The following is a 17,712-nucleotide window of genomic DNA, read 5'->3' on the forward strand; positions in this document are numbered from 1 at the left end:
GATGGTTCCGACGACGTGGAAGACGACGCGGAAACGGTGGCCGTAGCCTGCTGGGCAACTGGCTCGGTGCCGGGCTCAGCTGATCCCGCTCCAGGGGCGGCGCAACCCGGGGCCACCAGCGTCAAGACAGCAGCCAGAGTCAGCGTTACAGCCTGATTCACGGCACCCCCAACATCGATGTTGGTTCAGGCTAACAGGCGGGGATGCAGAAGTGGCAGGGGCCCCGGCGGGGGTCCTGCTTCTTCACGTCACGTCAGGCGGCTGCTGCCGCCTGGAAGTGTTTTTCGATGATGTCCTTGATGTCGGAGTGGCAGCCGCCGCACCCGGTGCCGGCGCGGGTGGCGCCGGAAACCTCGGCCACGGTGGAGCAGCCGTCAACAACGGCGTCCTGGATTTTGGTGCCGCTGACTCCGGCGCAGCGGCACACGGTGCGCGCCGGGTCACTGTTGCCCGCGGCAGCCAGCTGGTCCGGCCCGTCCAGTCGGAGCAGCAGCGACCGGTCCGCCGGAAGCTCGTCACCGCGCTCAAACAGGGACACCAGTTCCGCCGCGGTGCGCTGCATTCCCACGGCCACGAGGCCTTCCAGGACTCCGCCGCGCGTGGTCATCTTGACGTAGCGGCCGTGTTCGGGGTCCGACCACTGCGCAATCTGGAGGCGCGGGCGGCCGTTCACGGCACCGGCCGTCAGGACTTCGTCGTCCCACGGTTCCGCGGCGTTATCGCCGGCCACGGCCATGTTCAGGCCGCGGGCCTTGAGGACAATGACGCCCGGCTTTTCCATCGGCAGCTCCGGCAGCGAATTGGCAACGGCAGCCGAACCGGCCTCGCTGCCTTCACCGGACCCGTTCGCGAATCCCTCCGCCAGCAGCATCAGGTACTCGGCGAGCCACTCCGCCTGGCGCCAGCCCGGGCCCACCAGGCCGGACGGGCCGGGGGCGGTGCGGCACTCACTGCAGGACGGATCCGGGCAGCGGACCTCGGCGCAGTCGCCGATCGCGAAAATGTGGGGCTCGTGGTGTGCCCGCAGCTTGTGGTCCACCAGGATGCCCGTGGCCGTGGAGAGTCCGCAGCCCTCGGCCAGCTCCACGCGCGGACGGACACCGCAGGACAGGACCAGCAGGTCGCCGTCGATCGCTGAACCGTCATCGAGCAGCAAGGCGGAGAAGCCGCCGTCGGGAGCGTTGTGTTCGAGTCCGGTGGAGCGCGCATTGCCGGCCATCCGCACGCCGCAGTTCCGCAGGCTGGCAGCCAGCACGGCTCCGCCGCCGCGGTCGATGTTCCGGCCCAGCGGGTGCGGACCGTTGTGGACCACGGTCACCGTAGCGCCCTCCTCGGCGGCGGCCAGGGCCGTCTCGAGTCCCAGGACGCCGCCGCCCAGCACCACCACGCGCTTGCCGCCGGCAACAGCCTGGCGGAGCACCTCGGCGTCGCGCAGGTCGCGCAGCGCGGTCACGCCGGCGGGCAGCACCGGGTGGGCGGGGTCCGGGTTGAGGCCGGTGAGGTTGGGGATCACCGGGCGTGAACCCGTGGCGAACACCAGCCGGTCGTAGTGCGGGGTGCTGCCGTCGGTGAGGATCACCTGCTGGCGGGCGCGGTCCACCCGGCGGACGCGGACCCCGAGCCGGACATCCACGCCGTCGGCGATCAGCGCGGCGGCGTCGGAGAGCGCCAGGGCCCCGGCAGTCGTGCGGCCGACGCCGAGGTCGGCCACCAGCACGCGGTTGTACGCGGCCTCTGCCTCCTCGCCGATCACTGTCAGGCGGGCGAGCCCGCTGCGCACGGCAGGCAGCAGCTCGTCGATCAGCCGTGCGGCAACCGGACCAAAGCCAACAATTACAATCTGCTCACTCATGAGGCCTCCGATGTCTGAAGAACGCTGTGCTGTAGTCCGTTTGCGGCCGCCCGGACCCACACTTTATTGAATTTGAACTCGGGCATCCCGGAGATGGGATCGGTGGCGGCTTCCGTCAGGCGGTTGGCGCTCTCGAGCTCCGGGAAGTGGAACGGCAGGAAGACCGTCTCGGGCCGGATCGCCGTGCTGAGTTCGGCGCGGCAGAGCACCTCGCCGCGCTCGTTGGCCACGGACACGAACGAGCCGTCCGTGATCCCCATTGACGCCGCGGCCGCAGGGTGGATCTGCATTTTTGCCTCCGGCTGGGACTCCAGCAGCTCGGACACCCGGCGGGTCTGCGACCCGGACTGGTAGTGCTCCAGCAGGCGGCCGGTGATGAGCGTCATGGTTTTAGCGTCCGCGGCTGCGCTATCCCTGCCGGGGTTTGCAACGGGCGCACGACGGCGGCGGGGTGCCACCGGGGTCATGACTGCCTTGCGGTCGGCGTGGGCAAAGCCGTCCAGGAACAGCCGCGGGGTGCCCGTGCTGCCGGCGGGGTAGGGCCAGTAGGCGGCCTCACCGCGGTCCAGCATGGCGTAGTCGATGCCCGAGTAGTCGGCGAGGCCGCCGGCAGAGGCCAGGCGCAGTTCCTCGAAGACCGTCTCGGGATCCTCGCTGTACGTGGACGGGGCGTCGAGCGCTTCGGCGATCCGGGCCATGATCCAGAGTTCACTGCGGGCCCCGGCCGGCGGCTGCAGGGCACGGCGGCGGCGCAGGACGCGACCCTCGAGGTTGGTCAGGGTGCCTTCCTCCTCAGCCCATTGGAGGACCGGCAGGATCAGGTCGGCTTCGGCGGCTGTCTCGGAGACGAAGAAGTCGCAGACCACCAGGAAGTCCAGGCTGCGCAGGCCCGCAATGACCGCGTTGGCGTCGGGGGAGGCCACGGCGATGTTGGAGGCGTGCACGAAGAGGCAGTGGACGCCGCCTGGCTGTCCCAGCGATTTCAGGAGCTGGACCGCGGGGAGGCCGGGGCCGGGTATCAGCGTTTCCGGCACGCCCCACACCTTGGCCACATGCGCGCGGGCGGCGGGGTCCGTGATCTTGCGGTAGCCGGGGAGTTGATCGGCTTTCTGGCCGTGCTCCCGGCCGCCCTGGCCGTTGCCCTGTCCGGTGAGGGTGCCGTAGCCGCTGCGGGCGGAACCTGGCAGGCCCAGCAGCAGGCTGAGGTTGATGGCAGCGGTGGCGGTGTCCGTTCCGTCCACGTGCTGCTCCACGCCGCGGCCGGTCAGGATGTAGCTTCCGCCCTGGGTGGCGCCGTGGGCAAGCCTGCGGGCCGTCTCGCGGATCAGGTCCGCCGGAACTCCGGTCAGGGACTGGACGCGCTCGGGCCAGAACGCGTTGACGCTGCGGACCAGGGCTTCGAAGCCGCTGGTGCGCGCCTGGATGAAGCCGGTGTCCGCCAGACCTTCGTGGATCACCACGTGGGAGAGACCCAGGAGGAGTGTGAGGTCGGTGCCTGGCAGGGGCTGGAGGTGGAGGCCGCCGCCGTCGGACGTAAACGCAGCCGTGGCGGAACGGCGGGGGTCCACCACAATCAGGCCGCCGGCGTCGCGGGCTCCCTGGAGGTGCTGCACGAAGGGCGGCATGGTCTCGGCCACGTTGGAGCCGAGCATCAGGATGGTACTGGCGCCGTCGAGGTCTTCCAGCGGGAACGGCAGGCCGCGGTCGACGCCGAAGGCCCGCATGCCGGCGGCGGCTGCGGAGGACATACAGAACCGGCCGTTGTAGTCGATCCGGGAGGTGCCCAGGGCCAGGCGGGCGAACTTGCCCAGCATGTAGGCCTTCTCGTTCGTCAGGCCGCCGCCGCCGAAAACGCCGACGGCGTCCGCACCGTAACGGGCGCGGGTGTCCTTCACGGCTGCGGTGATGAGCTTCAGGGCGTCATCCCAGCTGACGGGGCGGTGGACGCCGTCGGAGCCTTTGAGCATGGGCTCGGTGACGCGTCCGGGGTGGTTCAGCAGCGACGCGGACGTCCAGCCCTTGCGGCAGAGTCCTCCGCGGTTGGTGGGGAAGTCCCGTCCGGAGACTTCCAGGACCGGCGCAGCCGCTGCCGTCACGTTCGGAGCCGGGGGAGCCGGCACGGGGTCTGACCCCGGCTGGAGAGCCGGGGTCAGAGCCGCTGGGGACTTCAGCGTCATGGCGCACTGCAGGGCGCAGTAAGGGCAGTGCGTGTCGGCGCTTGTGGTCATGTTAGACGTGTCCCATCGCATTTCGGTTGGCGTTGCGGATGTAGCAGGCCCAGCAGACCACGAGCATCAGGACGTAGGCCCCGACGAAGCCGTAGAAAGCGGGGGTGTATGAACCGCTGGCCGTGTTGGAGGCGTTCAGCACCTGCGGGATAACAAACCCGCCGTAGGCGCCGATTGCCGAGATCAGGCCCAGGGCCGAGGAAGCCAGGCGCTGGGTTGCCACCGAGCTGGCACCGTTGCGGGCTGCCCGGCTGTTGGTGGCGAAGATGATGGGGATCATCCGGTAGGTGGCGCCGTTTCCGAAGCCGCTGGCGGTGAAGAGCATCAGGAAGAGGACCAGGAAGAGCCAGAAATTCTTCAGCGGCAGGGTCCAGATCATGGTGAGCGTGATGACCGCCATGGAGGCGAAGGCTGCGACTGTCATGCGGGCGCCGCCCATCCGGTCCGCCATGCGTCCGCCGTAGGGGCGGGCCAGCGAACCCACCAGCGGGCCGAGGAAGGCGAGGGACAGTGCCACGGTGCCTACTCCGATGGAGGAGAAAGCGGGGAAGTAGTCCTTGATGAGCTTGGGGAACACACCGGCGAAGCCGATGAACGAACCGAAGGTGCCGATGTACAGCAGCGCCATGATCCACAGGTGCGGTTCCTTCAGCGCAGCCACCGAGCCGGCCACGTCACCCTTGGCGCTGGTCAGGTTGTCCATGTACTTCCAGGCGCCGAATGCGGCGACGAGGATGAGCGGGACCCACATCCATCCGGCCATGGGCAGGTTGACGCTGCCTGCGGCCAGGAGCGTGATGGCGATGGGGACGGCAAGCTGTGCGACAGCGGCACCGAGGTTACCGCCGGCGGCGTTCAGGCCGAGGGCCCAGCCCTTTTCGCGGGCAGGGTAGAAGAACGTGATGTTGGCCATCGAACTCGCGAAGTTGCCGCCGCCGAAGCCGGCCAGGGCTGCCACGAGGAGCATGACGCCGAACGGAGTTTCAGGGTTGGAGACGCACAGGGCGAGTCCAATGGAAGGAATGAGCAGCAGCAGGGCCGAGACGATGGTCCAGTTGCGGCCCCCGAACCTCGGGACCATGAACGTGTAGGGGATGCGGAGGGTGGCACCCACCAGGCTGGGCATGGAGATCAGCCAGAAGATTTCGGACGTGGTGAACGTGAAGCCTGCCGCGGGGAGCTGGACCACCACGATGGACCAGAGCTGCCAGACGACAAAGCCGAGGAATTCGGCGAAGATGGACCAGTTCAGGTTGCGCCGGGCGATCGAGCGGCCCTGGGTCTCCCACTGCTCCTTGTTCTCGGCATCCCAGTTGGCGATCCAGCGGCCGGGGCGGACTTCAAGGGCGGGGGCGTGAACGGTGCGGGTAGTGCCGGGCTGTGCGCCGGCCTCTGCCGTGCGGTCAACAGTCACGGTGTACCTCCTTCGGGGGTTTGTTGTCCTTCCAAGGTAGGGAGCGCGCGTTTCGTGAAGCGTCGCCGTTTGTTAACGTGCTGTGAAGTTTGCCTATCGGGGCTTTTGTGACGGTGTGAGGCGCAGTTAGTGAGACAAATCAAAAAGTCCGCATAGTGGACCCTTTGTCCAGTCGTTGGACGGCGGGAACTATTATTGAGAGATACGTATCCCTTAGCCGGGCAGTCTTTTTGGGGCGCCCGCCCGGTTTCTCACGAAAGCGTTACTACATGTCATCCACTGCAACCTCACCGCAGCCGGGGTCAGCCAAACAGGTTAACTCGCGCGGGCGCGTGATCGTCGCCAGCCTCGTCGGTACCACCGTTGAGTTCTACGACTTCTACGTCTACGCCACTGCCGCTGTACTCGTATTCCCCAAGCTGTTCTTCCCGGGACAGAACGAGACCACCCAGCTGCTGAGCTCCTTCGCCGTGTTCGGCGTCGCCTTCATCGCCCGCCCGCTCGGCTCGATTGTCTTCGGCCACTTCGGCGACAAATTCGGCCGCAAGGGCACCCTGGTGGCTTCGCTGCTGACCATGGGCATCGCCACGTTCCTGATCGGCTGCCTCCCCACGGCACTGGTTCCGGGTTGGGGCTTCTGGGCTCCGGCCCTGCTGGTGGTCATGCGTTTCGCCCAGGGCCTGGCCCTCGGCGGGGAATGGAGCGGCGCAGCCCTCCTGGCCACCGAGAACGCCCCTGCCAACAAGCGCGCCATCTACGGCACGTTCCCGCAGCTGGGTGCGCCCATCGGCTTCATCATTGCCAACGTCATCTTCCTGGTAGCCAGCTACACGCTGTCGCCGCAGGCATTCGAAGCGTGGGGCTGGCGGGTTCCGTTCCTGCTCAGCGCCGTCATGGTGATCATTGGTCTCTACGTCCGCCTCAAGCTCATTGAAACGCCGGCCTTCACCAAGGTGCTGGAAAGCAACGAGGTTGCCAAGCTCCCGCTGGCCCGCGTCTTCAAGACCAGCTGGCGCCCGCTCATCCTGGGCACGTTCATCATGCTGGCCACGTACGTGCTCTTCTACCTGATGACCACGTTCACGCTGACCTACGGCACGCGTCCGGCGACGCTGGACGCCGCCAAGGCGGCTGCCGAAAAGGCCGGGAAGCCCATGACCGAGGCCGCAGCTGCCGCGTTCGTCCCCGGCCTGGGCTACACGCGCAACGACTTCCTGTGGATGCTGATTGCCGGCGTCGTATTCTTCGGCATCTTCACCCTGGTCTCCGGACCGCTGGCGGAGAAGTACGGCCGCCGCAAGATGCTGCTTGCCGTGACCGGCGGAATCTTCGTCTTCGGCCTGCTGTTCGTCCCGCTGTTCAGCGGCGGCTTTGTGGGCACCATGGGCCTGCTGATCCTCGGCTTCTCCCTGATGGGGCTTACGTTCGGCCCCATGGGTGCCCTGCTGCCGGAACTGTTCCCCACGAACGTCCGGTACACCGGCTCCGCCGTCAGCTACAACGTCTCCAGCATCCTGGGCGCAGCGGTGGCGCCGTTTATCGCCGTCGCGCTCTGGGAACTGGCTGACGGCAGCCCCGTCCTGGTGGGTATCTACCTGACGTCCATGGCGGTGCTGACCCTCATTGCGCTCTTCATGAGCAAGGAAACCCGCGATCTGGACTACGAGAACAACGTAGCCTGACCGCGTTCCGCCCGCGTAAAGATGCCCGGCACCCCTTGACGGGGTGCAGGGCATCTTTCATTTCCCGCCCCTACCGCGCGTAGCGCTGCACGAAGTTGCCGAGGATCTTCATCGGTTCCGTGGCGGTGAACTGCCGGGCGTTCTCCATGAGTGTTTCGGCCGATTCCGGCGGGAAGTAGCCGGCGTGGCGGTAGATATCGATCCTGGTGATCAGCCCGTCCGCGTCGAGTTCGGGGTGGAACTGCGTGGCGTACAGGTTGGCCTTGATCCGGAACATGTGCACCGGGCAGGCCGCCGAGCTGGCCAGCAGCACCGCGTGGGAAGGGAGGACGGTGCAGGCTTCCTTGTGTCCCGTGAAGGCCGTGAAGCTTTCCGGCAGGCCCCGAAGGAGGGGGTCCTGCAAGCCGTCCGCCGTCAGCTTGATGGTGGTCCCGCCCAGCCCCTCACCGTAGGTCCTGTCGATGACGGCGCCCTGGTGCAGGCCCAGCGTGCCCACCCCGTAGCAGGCCCCAAGGAACGGGAAATCCGCCGGCACAATGCGGTCCAGCAGCAGGCGGAGCTCATGCTCCACACGGTGCTGGGCCGGGCTCTTCTGGTCTGCCGGGTCGCTCGAGGTGAACGGGCTGCCGCCAACAATCACTCCGGAGTAGTCGGAGAGGTCCAGCTCCGGCAGGGGGCCGGCTTCCATCCGGATGCGCCGCAACTGCGCTGGCTTGAGTCCGCCAAAGCGCAGGTAGGCTTCGTATTCCTCTTCGGCGGCCTTGTCCTCGGCGCGCGACGCAAGCAGTAGAAATGGCTTCACACGCTTAGTCTGCACGGAGCCGCCCCCGGGCGCTATGGGCGCGCCGGGGGCGGCTCGGAATGCAGTATGGAGGGAAGCCGGCCCGTTGGGGTCAGTCCTCGATGGTGGCGATCACGGCACCGGCGGAGACTGTCTCGCCGGCGATGGCGGCCAGCCCGGTGATGGTGCCCGCCCGGTGCGCCGTAAGCGGCTGCTCCATCTTCATCGCTTCGAGCACGACGACGAGATCACCTTCCGCAACAACGTCACCTTCTGCGACGGCCACCTTCACGATGGTTCCCTGCATGGGGGATGTCAGCGCGTTGCCGCCGGCCGCTGCAGCCGGTCCGCCCGAACGGGAGCGCTTCTTCGCCTTGGCCGGCTTGGCGGAGCCGCCGCCGGCGCTGAACGAGCCTAGCGATGCCGGCAGAACCACCTCAAGGCGCTTGCCGCCCACCTCGACGACGACACGCTGGCGATCGCCGGCGTCGGGCGCTTCAGTGTCGGTGCCGGTGGGCGTCCACGCCGGAATGTTGTTGACGAACGCCGTCTCGATCCAGCGGGTATGGACTTTGAACGGTCCCTCCGCCGGTGCGAAGTCGGGGTTGGTGACCACGGCGAGGTCGAAGGGAATGACGGTGGGGATGCCCTCGACCACCATCTCCTCCAGTGCGCGCCGGGATCGCTGCAGCGCCTGTTCGCGCGTTGCACCCGTGACGATCAGCTTGGAGAGCATCGAGTCGAAGTTGCCGCTGATGACGTCGCCCTGCTCCACGCCGGAGTCGATCCTGATGCCGGGGCCGGTGGGGTTTTTCAGGGTGCTGATGGTGCCCGGCGCCGGCATGAAGTTGCGGCCCGGGTCCTCGCCGGTGATGCGGAATTCGATCGAGTGTCCGCGGATCTCGGGATCGTCGTAGCCCAGCTTTTCGCCGCGGGCCAGCCGGAACTGTTCGCGGACCAGGTCGATTCCGGTGACTTCCTCGGAGACGCAGTGCTCCACCTGGAGGCGGGTGTTGACCTCGAGGAAGGAGATGGTGCCGTCCTGGCCCACAAGGAATTCGCAGGTTCCGGCGCCGAGGTAGCCGGCCTCCTTGAGGATGGCTTTGGACGATTCGTAGAGGCGGCGGTTCTGCTCTTCGGTGAGGAAGGGGGCCGGCGCCTCTTCCACAAGCTTCTGGTTGCGGCGCTGCAGCGAGCAGTCGCGGGTGGAAACCACCACGACGTTGCCGTAGGCGTCGGCCAGGCACTGGGTTTCAACGTGCCGGGGTGCGTCCAGGAAGCGCTCGATGAAGCATTCACCCCGGCCGAACGCGGCCACAGCCTCGCGGACAGCTGATTCGAAGAGTTCCGGGACTTCCTCGCGGGTGCGGGCCACCTTGATGCCGCGGCCGCCACCGCCGAAAGCTGCCTTGATGGCTACGGGCAGGCCGAACTTGTCCACGAATTCGAGGATTTCCTCGGCGGATTCCACCGGATCAGCGGTGCCGGGGACCTGGGGTGCGCCCACCTTTTCGGCGATGTGCCGGGCCTGGACCTTGTCGCCCAGGGCGGAGATTGCTTCCGGGGAGGGGCCGATCCACGTGATGCCGGCGCCGATGACCATGGCCGCGAACTGCGCGTTCTCGGCGAGGAAGCCGTAGCCGGGGTGGATGGCGTCAGCGCCGCACTGGTGGGCCACCTCGATGAGTTTCTCCATCACCAGGTAGGACTCGGCAGCGGTGTTTCCGCCCAGCGCATATGCTTCGTCCGCGAGGCGCACGTGCAGGGCGTCACGGTCCGGATCGGCATAGACAGCAACGGAAGCGATGCCTTCGTCGCGGGCGGCGCGGATGATGCGCACAGCGATTTCACCACGGTTGGCGATGAGGACTTTGCTGAGCCGCTTGGAGCTCGTCAGGGCGGCACCTGCGTTGCTGGGGGCGGTGTACTGCTCTGGACTTGCGGACTGCTCCGTATTTGCTGACAAGGCGTCTCCTTCTTTCCTTCAGGGAGCCTAGCGCGATTTTGAGGGTTCCGCCGATATTACTTGCGGATTCCGCGGGTAAAGCTCCTAACCTTTGTAGGGAAGCTACAAAGAGGTGCGAATTGGCTCACTCAGCGCGGACTTCTGCGGGGTCAATGGCGCCTCCGGTCCACAGCTCGGTGATGCCCACCTGCGCCTGGGCGAGCAGCCCGCGCAGGGTTGAAATGGAGAGCCCGACGACGGTGTGCGGGTCGCCGTCGACCTTCCTGATGAAGGCCCCGCCGTAGCCGTCGATCGTGAACGAACCGGCGCACTGGAGGGGCTCGCCGGTGGCGATGTAGGCATCGATTTCGTCCCCGCTCATCTCCATGAAATGGACCTCGGCAGAGGTCACGGAACCAAGCGTGGCGCCGGAGCCAGCGGCAGGGCCGGCGCTGTTCTCCGACTCGTCGGGGTCGGTGTCGCGGCAGTCCACCAGCCAGTGGCCCGTGTGCAGCACGCCCATGCCGCCGCTCATGCGCAGCATCCGCTCCTTGGCGACGTCGGCCGTGTAAGGCTTGCCGTGCGCCTCGCCGTCGAACTCGAAGACTGAATCGCAGCCGAGCACCAAGGCGCCCTCCGCTTCGGGCAGCGAGGCGACCGCCTCCGCCTTGGCACGCGCCAGCAGCAGGGCGGTGTCGTGCGGGTCCGTCACGCCGTAGCGGGACTGGACCGCGTCTTCATCCACATCGGAGACCAGGATCTCGTGCCGGATGCCGGCGTGGCTCAGAAGTTTGGTGCGGGCAGGGGACTGGGAAGCAAGAATCAGGCGGGTCACCGGTCCAGCCTAATTCCCGCGGGCTTGATTGTCGCTCGGCCTGATCGCTTGGGCTTATCGCTCGGCTTTATTGTCGGAGGTCGGCGGGATAGTTGGTTCATGGACGGGAACCAAGGACTGGAAACGGATCCGGCAGCAGCAGGGTGCGGCTGCGCCTGCAGGTGCGTTCAGAGGCCCGCAGCGGAAGGTGCAGTAGTAGCGCTGTGCGGTGGCACGCCTGAGTTGGACGCTGCCCGTTTCATTGATGAGATTCGGACCTTGGAAGATCAAAAGTCTGCCCTCGCTGCACGTCAGGCCCGGCTGTCTGTCGCGTTTGACCAGCTGCAGCGCCGGCAGCAGTCCGACGCCGGGATCCCTGCTGACCAGCTCGGGGCGGGCGTCGGAGCACAGATTGCCCTTGCCCGTCGCGAATCCCCGGCCAAGGGAAGCCGGTTGTTGGGTCTGGCCAGGGCTTTGGTGACTGAGATGCCGCGGACCCTCGCAGCGCTGGAGACCGGGCAATTGAATGAGTGGCGGGCCACGTTGTTGGTGCGCGAAACGGCCTGCCTGTCCGCAGCGGACCGTTGTAACGTCGATGAGGAGCTCGCTCCCGACACCGGGACCTTTGACGGTGCCGGTGACCGGGGGATCGTCGCCGCGGTCCGGACCGCAGCCTATCGTCGCGACCCACGCTCCGTTACACAACGTGCGGCCCACGCCGCAACGGGGAGGCACGTCAGCCTGCGGCCGGCTCCGGACACCATGTGCTACCTGACTGCCCTGCTGCCGGTGGCCCAAGGAGTGGCCGTCCATACTGCCCTGACGCGGCAGGCCGATTCCCTCCGTTCAGACGGCGATCAGCGTTCGCGAGGGCAGATCATGGCTGATGGCCTCGTCGAGCGGATCACCGGCACCCCCGGCGGGATCACCGGCATCGAAATCCAGCTCGTCATGACTGATCGGACCCTCTTTCAAGGTGACGGAGAACCGGCACGCCTCCCCGGCTATGGCGTGGTTCCCGGCGGCTGGGCCAGAAGCATCATTGACCGTGGCGGAGCTGCGCCTGCTATCCGGGACCAAGCTTTCCACACCTGGATCCGTCGCCTGTACACCGTCCCTGCTTCGGGGGAGTTGGTGGCGATGGATTCCCGCGCCCGGCTTTTCCCTGCAGGACTCCGTCGCTTCATCGAGGCAAGGGACGACACCTGCCGCACCCCCTACTGCGACGCCCCCATCCGCCATCTGGACCATGTCGTCCCTTGGCACGGTGGCGGCGCTACAACGCAGGCCAACGGCGCCGGGCTCTGCGAAGCCTGCAATCACACCAAGGAAACGCCGGGCTGGGCTTCACGTGCACGGCCGGGACCCAGGCACACGATTGAGGTCACCATCCCCACTGGCCACACCTACTTCTCAACAGCACCCCCGCTGCCCGGGGCAAGGTTCAGTCACGCCGTTATGCACGCAACAAAACCGCCCGGTGATCAAAGTGATCAGCGGACGGCTTGTTGATCTGCGTGGATCGCAGTGAACTTAGCGTGCCGTGGCGACTGCGTCCTCATCTTCGACAGGGAGGACTGCCGAGGTATCGTCCTTGCGGAGTTTCGCGCCCTCCACGTCCACGTCCGGGAGGATGCGGTCCAGCCAGCGGGGCAGCCACCAGGCCTTCTCGCCGAGGAGGTACATCACCGCCGGGACGATCGTCATCCGGACTACGAAGGCATCAATCAGCACGCCGAAGGCCATGGCGAAGCCGAGCGGCCGGACCATGTTCAGGTGCGAGAAGATGAAGCCCGCGAAGACGCTGACCATGATGATGGCGGCGGCGGTCACCACCGCAGCGGCATGGCTGAACCCGCTGCGGACCGCGTGCTTCGCGGATTCACCATGCATGAACGATTCGCGCATGCCGGAGGTGATGAACACCTGGTAGTCCATGGCCAGTCCGAACAGCACACCGATCAGGATGATGGGCAGGAAGCTCAGCACCGCACCCGGATTCTCGACGCCAAAGACGGCGCCGAGCCAGCCCCACTGGTAAACAGCCACGACGGCACCGAACGCGGCTGCCAGCGACAGCAGGAAGCCGCCGGTGGCCAGCAGCGGCACCCAGATGGAGCGGAACACGAGCAGCAGCAGGATCAGCGAAAGGCCAACCACAATTGCCAGATACGGGGGCAGAGCGTCGCCGAGCTTGGTGGACACGTCGACGTTGCCGGCGGTTTGTCCGGTAAGTCCGATGGTGACGCCCGTGGAGTCCCTGATCTGGCCCTTTTCGGCGCGGAGTTCGGATACGACCTGGACGGTGCTTGCGCTGGCCGGCCCTTCATTCGGGATTACCTGGAACACCGCTGTGCGGCGGTCCTCGCTCAGGGCCAGCGGAACCGCGGCCGTGACATTTCCGGTTTCACGCAGGATGTCCGCGACGTCCAACTGCTTCGCCTGAGCCTCGGTTTCGCTCAGGCCCCCGGGAAGGTCGCCCACCACGATGATCGGGCCCGTCATGCCTTCGCCGAAGCTTCGCTTGGTGACGTCATAGGCCTTGAACGCCTGCGAGGCGACCGGTTCGGAACTGGCGTCCGGCAGCGCGAGCCGGAGCTGGCTGGCGGGCAGGGCCACCACGCCGAGCAGGACCACGCCGGCCAGCAGCGCGAGCCACGGGTGTTTGGTGACAATGCCACCCCAGCCGTGGCTGCTGCGGTACTCGTCCTTGGCCCGGTCCTCGGTTTCGTGGCCGGGCGCGGCGTTGTGCTTCTCGGCCTTGGCCCAGGCCCGCTTGGAGATCAGCTTCCGGCCCACCAGGGACAGGACAGCAGGCGTCAGGGTCAGGGCCACGACGACGGCGACGGCAACCGTCGCGGCTGCCGAGAGACCCATGACGGCCAGGAACGGAAGGCCCGGGACCACCAGGGCTGCAAGGGCGATGATGACGGTCAGGCCCGCGAAGAGCACGGCATTGCCGGACGTTCCGGTGGCCAGGGCCACGGATTCCTCCGGGTCCACGCCGGCGAGCAGCTGGCTGCGGTGACGGTTGACGATGAACAGGGAGTAATCAATCCCGACGGCGAGGCCCAGCATCAGCGCCAGCATCGGGGAGACGGAGCTCATGTCCATGGTGCCGCTCAGTGCGAAGGTGCCGCCTACCCCGACGGCGACGCCGACGACGGCCATCAGGAGGGGAAGTCCTGCCGCAACCAGGGTCCCGAGCATTATGACCAGGACCAGGGCTGCGACCGCGATGCCGATAATCTCGGCGGTGCCGAACAGCTCGGAAATGTCCTCGCTGATTTCCTTGCTGGGGAGGGCTGTCACGTTGGCGGCGGACACCTCCTTGACGATGTCCTGGACTTCCTGGCGGACGTCCGGATTCAGGCCGTTGATCGAGGTCTTGAACTGGACCTGGGCGATGGCGGCCTTGCCGTCTTCGGAGACGAAACGGAGGCCCTCCGAGGCCTGCAGCTGGCGCTCGCCGAGCGCCAGCTTTGCCTCACCGGCTTCCAGGTCCTTGGTGCCGGCGTCGAGCTTGGCCTGGCCTTCCGCCAGGGCTGCCTTCTGCTGGCCGAGCTGTGCCTCGATCGCGGCGGCCGGCATACCGGCCGCGGCCATCTGCTGTTCCGCTGCCTCCAACTGGGCCTTTCCTGCTGCCAGCTCGGCCGCTGCCTGGTCGAGCCGGGCCTTGCCGGAGGCGGACTGCTCCTGCCCGGCGGCGAGATCCGCGGCTGCCTTATCAAGCTGGGCCTGGGTTGCGAACGGGTCAACTGTGCCCTGGACATCGGGAAGGGCCTTGAGCTTGGTCAGCGCAGCCGCGACGGCGTCCTTCCCGGCCTGGCTGAACCGGGCGTCGTTGGCTTCGAACACCACGCTCGCGGAGCCGCCGGAGGAGGAAGGGAGCTCCTTCTTGAGCTTGTCCGCCATCAGCTGGGTTTCCGTGCCGGGGATCTGGAAGTTGTTGGACAGAGTGCCATGGAAGGCGGCTGCCGCTCCGCCGACGGCCACCATCACGGCGAGCCACACGGAGATGACAAGCCAGCGGTGCCGGTAGGAGAACTTGCCGAGGCGGTAGAGCAAAAGTGCCATGTCAGTGCCGATCTGTGGAGAGGGTGGCGGTGGGCGCAAAGCCTGAGCTGAGCAGGCTCATGGAATCGATCAGGAGTTGCCGGAGGGCAGCCAGGGATTCCGGCGTGAGGGATCCGCCGTGCTGTTCGGACCAGACGTCCATGGCAGCTTTACCGCAGGAGATCAGGGAACCAGCCAACGCGCGGAGATAGAGTTCGTTGAGTTCCGCGCCCGGGTTCCGGGCGAACCGTTCGCGGGCGGCGTCGATGATTTCCGCGGTGCAGTGGTCCCAGGCTTCAAGTTCGGAGCGGTTGAGCTGCGGATTGGACTGCGACAGGCTGTACAGCTCGGCCATGGGGGCCACGGTCATGGGGTCCGCCAGCTGGATCAGGGCCGCCCGGGCCGACTCCAGGATGGGTTCATCAGCGGGCCTCAGCCGGAATTGAGCCAGGGCGTTGTCCAGGAAACCGTGGGTCACGGACGCCAGTGCCGCCTCCGTGCTGCTGAAGTAGTTGAAGAACGTGCGCCGCGAGATACCGGCAGCATCGGCGATGTCCTCCACGGTGAAGTTCCCCGGCCCCTTGCTGCGCAGGAGTTGGAGGGAAGCGTCGGTGATCGCCTGGCGCGTGGCGGCCTTGTTGAGCTCCCGTCGCGAGGTAGGCGCAGGGGTGGTTTGAGAGTGGGGCACGGCATTACACTACGTGCATATTTACACTCCGTGCAAGTTTCTACCTTGGTCCGATTCACAGGTTCTTGACAGCTTTATGACAGCTCATCCTTATGTGGCTGCCGGACCCTTGGGGAAGGTAGGCGATCTGTACCTGCCACCGGAAGCAGCCGTGTTGCCGCGGCGGATCGAGGAGACGAGCCATGTCTAACAGGAAGAAATTGGGCCTCGGCCTGGGCGCCGTTGCCCTGGTTGCCGTGGCCGGGATCGGAGTCAGCGGAATCGCATCGGCAGCCACCACGCCGACTCCAAATCCGTCGGCCAGCGCATCTGCCGATGCCAACACTGACCATCCCGACCGCGGGCACAAGGGCGGCCGGCACGGACACGGCGGAGGTGTGCAGGCATCGGAGCTCGCTGCCAAACTTGGCGTGGACGAGGCGAAGGTCACCGAGGCGCTCAAGTCGTTCCGTGACGCCAACAAGCCGGCCACGCGGCCGGCCGACGGCGAGAAGCCGGACCGGGAAGCCATGGAAGCAGCCTTGGCCAAATCCCTCGCGGAGTCGCTTGGCATTGAGGAATCCAAGGTCACCTCAGCCATTGAGGAACTGCGCGCAGAGGAGCGGTCCGAGCGGGCTGCGGCCCTGAAAACCCGGCTGGACAAGGCGGTCGCGGACGGCAAGCTCACCCAGGCGGAAGCGGACGCCGTCACCAAAGCCGTTGAGCAGGGCGTGATTGGCGGCGGAGGCCGCTAGGCCCGCAGCACATCTGCCGGGTGGTTTCTAAGCCTTGGTGCCGGCCAGCTCGCGTCCGTTCGCACCCTTAGAAGCTCCGGCGTCGTCGGCCGAGGGGTCTGTGGCTGCATCGGTGGAGTCGTCTGCGAACGGGTCACCGTTGCGCTGCGCGTTGTACAGCGTCTCGTTCAGGATGCCCTGGCGCTTGGCGACGATCGTGGGGACGAGTGCCTGCCCGGCCACGTTGACGGCCGTGCGGCCCATGTCCAGGATCGGGTCGATTGCCAGCAGGAGGCCGACGCCGGCCAGCGGCAGTCCCAGCGTGGAGAGCGTCAGGGTCAGCATGACGACGGCACCGGTGGTGCCGGCGGTGGCCGCCGAGCCCAGGACCGAGACGAGGGCGATCAGGAGGTACTGGCTGAAGTCGAGCTGGATGCCGAAGAACTGGGCCACGAAGATCGCGGAGATCGCCGGGTAGATCGCAGCGCAGCCGTCCATCTTGGTGGTGGCTCCCAGCGGCACGGCGAAGGAGGCATAGGCGCGGGGGACGCCCAGGCTGCGTTCGGTGACGCGCTGGGTCAGCGGCAGGGTGCCCACGGAGGAGCGTGAAACGAAGGCCAGCTGCACGGCGGGCCAGACGCCGGAGAAGTACTGCTTGACCGACAGCCCGTGCGTGCGGATCAGGACCGGGTAGACCACGAACAGAACGAGGGCCAGGCCGACATAGATGGCGAAGGTGAACTTGCCCAGCGAGCCGATGGTGTCCCAGCCGTAGACGGCCACGGCGTTGCCGATCAGGCCCACCGTGCCCAGCGGTGCAATCCGGATGATCCACCACAGGACCTTCTGGATGACTGCGAGGGCGGAGGCGTTAAGGGTCAGGAAAGGCTCTGCGGCCTTGCCCACCTTCAGTGCGGCCACGCCGACGGCGATGGCGATCACCAGGATCTGGAGGACGTTGAAGCTGACGGCGGTGGTCACAGCGCCTGACTCGGCAACCGTGGAACTGGCGCCCAGGCCGAGGAAGTTCTTGGGAAAGAGGCCGATAAGGAAGGCCCACCAGTCACCCGATTTGCCGGAGTACTTGGCTTCCTGGGTGATGCCTGTGCTGGCGCCGGGCTGCAGCAGCACTCCCAGTCCGATGCCGATGAGCACCGCGATCAGTGACGTGATGGCAAACCAGAGCAGCGTGTTCCACGCCAGTTTGGCGGCGTTGGAGACCTGTCGGAGGTTCGAGATGGAACTCACGACGGCGGTGAAGATGAGGGGGACCACGGCGGTCTGCAGCAGCGAGACATAGCTCGAGCCGATGGTCTGCAGGGTGGCGCCGAGGGCATTGGGGCTCGCCTTTGTACTGCCCGTGTACTTGGCCAGAAGGCCAAGGCCCAGGCCCACGATCAGGGCGGCGATGATCTGGAAGCCGAACGAGCCGGCCCATGCGGGCAGCCGGAAGCCGGTCTTTCCTGCGGGGGAGGGGGTGCTGGTTTGAGTGGTCACCCGAACACGCTAGGACCGGCCGACGTATCACGACGAACGGAT

12 protein-coding genes are annotated in these 17,712 nt (G+C 66.8%); 3 read left to right on the top strand and 9 right to left on the bottom strand.

Features of this window, described 5'->3' with window-relative positions; genetic code table 11:
* Positions 1 to 253 precede the first annotated feature (253 nt).
* From Q8Z05_RS14175 to Q8Z05_RS14185, 3 genes are read right to left on the bottom strand one after another with little or no spacing between them, the layout of a single operon-like run.
* On the bottom strand, positions 254 to 1,852 hold the full coding sequence (locus Q8Z05_RS14175; RefSeq protein ID WP_305940255.1) for an FAD-dependent oxidoreductase: 1,599 nt from the start codon (positions 1,850 to 1,852) through the stop codon (positions 254 to 256).
* Positions 1,849 to 4,080: a molybdopterin oxidoreductase family protein gene (locus tag Q8Z05_RS14180; protein WP_305940256.1), complete on the bottom strand. Its 2,232-nt coding sequence runs from the start codon at positions 4,078 to 4,080 to the stop codon at positions 1,849 to 1,851. Before Q8Z05_RS14180 ends, Q8Z05_RS14175 begins: the two co-directional genes overlap by 4 nt.
* A gap of 1 nt (position 4,081) precedes the next feature.
* Positions 4,082 to 5,494, bottom strand: coding sequence for an MFS transporter (locus Q8Z05_RS14185; protein ID WP_305940257.1), 1,413 nt, complete (start codon positions 5,492 to 5,494; stop codon positions 4,082 to 4,084).
* A 269-nt stretch (positions 5,495 to 5,763) separates the two neighbouring features.
* On the opposite strand from Q8Z05_RS14185, the gene Q8Z05_RS14190 reads away from it, so the two are divergent.
* Positions 5,764 to 7,176 carry an MFS transporter gene (locus Q8Z05_RS14190; RefSeq protein WP_305940258.1) on the top strand — a complete coding sequence of 471 codons (1,413 nt, stop codon included), beginning with the start codon at positions 5,764 to 5,766 and terminating at the stop codon, positions 7,174 to 7,176.
* Positions 7,177 to 7,246: 70 nt separating this feature from the next.
* Here Q8Z05_RS14190 and Q8Z05_RS14195 read toward each other — a convergent pair whose 3' ends face one another.
* From Q8Z05_RS14195 to Q8Z05_RS14205, 3 genes are all read right to left on the bottom strand, one after another.
* On the bottom strand, positions 7,247 to 7,978 hold the full coding sequence (locus Q8Z05_RS14195; protein WP_305940259.1) for a glutamine amidotransferase: 732 nt from the start codon (positions 7,976 to 7,978) through the stop codon (positions 7,247 to 7,249).
* A 91-nt stretch (positions 7,979 to 8,069) separates the two neighbouring features.
* Positions 8,070 to 9,854 (bottom strand): acetyl/propionyl/methylcrotonyl-CoA carboxylase subunit alpha, encoded by a 1,785-nt coding sequence (locus tag Q8Z05_RS14200; RefSeq protein WP_305943574.1) that lies wholly within the window; start codon positions 9,852 to 9,854, stop codon positions 8,070 to 8,072.
* Positions 9,855 to 10,047: 193 nt separating this feature from the next.
* Complete coding sequence (locus Q8Z05_RS14205; RefSeq protein ID WP_305940260.1) at positions 10,048 to 10,737, bottom strand: Maf family protein; 690 nt, start codon at positions 10,735 to 10,737, stop codon at positions 10,048 to 10,050.
* A 99-nt stretch (positions 10,738 to 10,836) separates the two neighbouring features.
* On the opposite strand from Q8Z05_RS14205, the gene Q8Z05_RS14210 reads away from it, so the two are divergent.
* On the top strand, positions 10,837 to 12,228 hold the full coding sequence (locus tag Q8Z05_RS14210) for an HNH endonuclease (protein ID WP_305940261.1): 1,392 nt from the start codon (positions 10,837 to 10,839) through the stop codon (positions 12,226 to 12,228).
* A 21-nt stretch (positions 12,229 to 12,249) separates the two neighbouring features.
* Here Q8Z05_RS14210 and Q8Z05_RS14215 read toward each other — a convergent pair whose 3' ends face one another.
* Positions 12,250 to 14,793, bottom strand: coding sequence for an MMPL family transporter (locus Q8Z05_RS14215; protein ID WP_305940262.1), 2,544 nt, complete (start codon positions 14,791 to 14,793; stop codon positions 12,250 to 12,252).
* A 1-nt stretch (position 14,794) separates the two neighbouring features.
* Positions 14,795 to 15,460, bottom strand: coding sequence for a TetR/AcrR family transcriptional regulator (locus Q8Z05_RS14220; RefSeq protein ID WP_305940263.1), 666 nt, complete (start codon positions 15,458 to 15,460; stop codon positions 14,795 to 14,797).
* A 182-nt stretch (positions 15,461 to 15,642) separates the two neighbouring features.
* Between Q8Z05_RS14220 and Q8Z05_RS14225 the strand changes: the two genes are divergently transcribed.
* Positions 15,643 to 16,194: a hypothetical protein gene (locus Q8Z05_RS14225; protein ID WP_305940264.1), complete on the top strand. Its 552-nt coding sequence runs from the start codon at positions 15,643 to 15,645 to the stop codon at positions 16,192 to 16,194.
* Between the two features lie 27 nt (positions 16,195 to 16,221).
* On the opposite strand, the gene Q8Z05_RS14230 is transcribed toward Q8Z05_RS14225, so the two are convergent.
* On the bottom strand, positions 16,222 to 17,670 hold the full coding sequence (locus Q8Z05_RS14230) for a dicarboxylate/amino acid:cation symporter (protein ID WP_305940265.1): 1,449 nt from the start codon (positions 17,668 to 17,670) through the stop codon (positions 16,222 to 16,224).
* Positions 17,671 to 17,712 lie beyond the last annotated feature (42 nt).

It is taken from the genome of Arthrobacter oryzae, assembly GCF_030718995.1.
GTDB lineage: Bacteria > Actinomycetota > Actinomycetes > Actinomycetales > Micrococcaceae > Arthrobacter > Arthrobacter oryzae_C.

Coding starts and splice junctions, on each gene's coding strand:
- Q8Z05_RS14175 (WP_305940255.1), bottom strand. CDS start 1,852: ATGAGTGAGCAGATTGTAATTGTTGGCTTTGGTCCGGTTGCCGCACGG.
- Q8Z05_RS14180 (WP_305940256.1), bottom strand. CDS start 4,080: ATGACCACAAGCGCCGACACGCACTGCCCTTACTGCGCCCTGCAGTGC.
- Q8Z05_RS14190 (WP_305940258.1), top strand. CDS start 5,764: ATGTCATCCACTGCAACCTCACCGCAGCCGGGGTCAGCCAAACAGGTT.
- Q8Z05_RS14210 (WP_305940261.1), top strand. CDS start 10,837: ATGGACGGGAACCAAGGACTGGAAACGGATCCGGCAGCAGCAGGGTGC.
- Q8Z05_RS14215 (WP_305940262.1), bottom strand. CDS start 14,793: ATGGCACTTTTGCTCTACCGCCTCGGCAAGTTCTCCTACCGGCACCGC.
- Q8Z05_RS14225 (WP_305940264.1), top strand. CDS start 15,643: ATGTCTAACAGGAAGAAATTGGGCCTCGGCCTGGGCGCCGTTGCCCTG.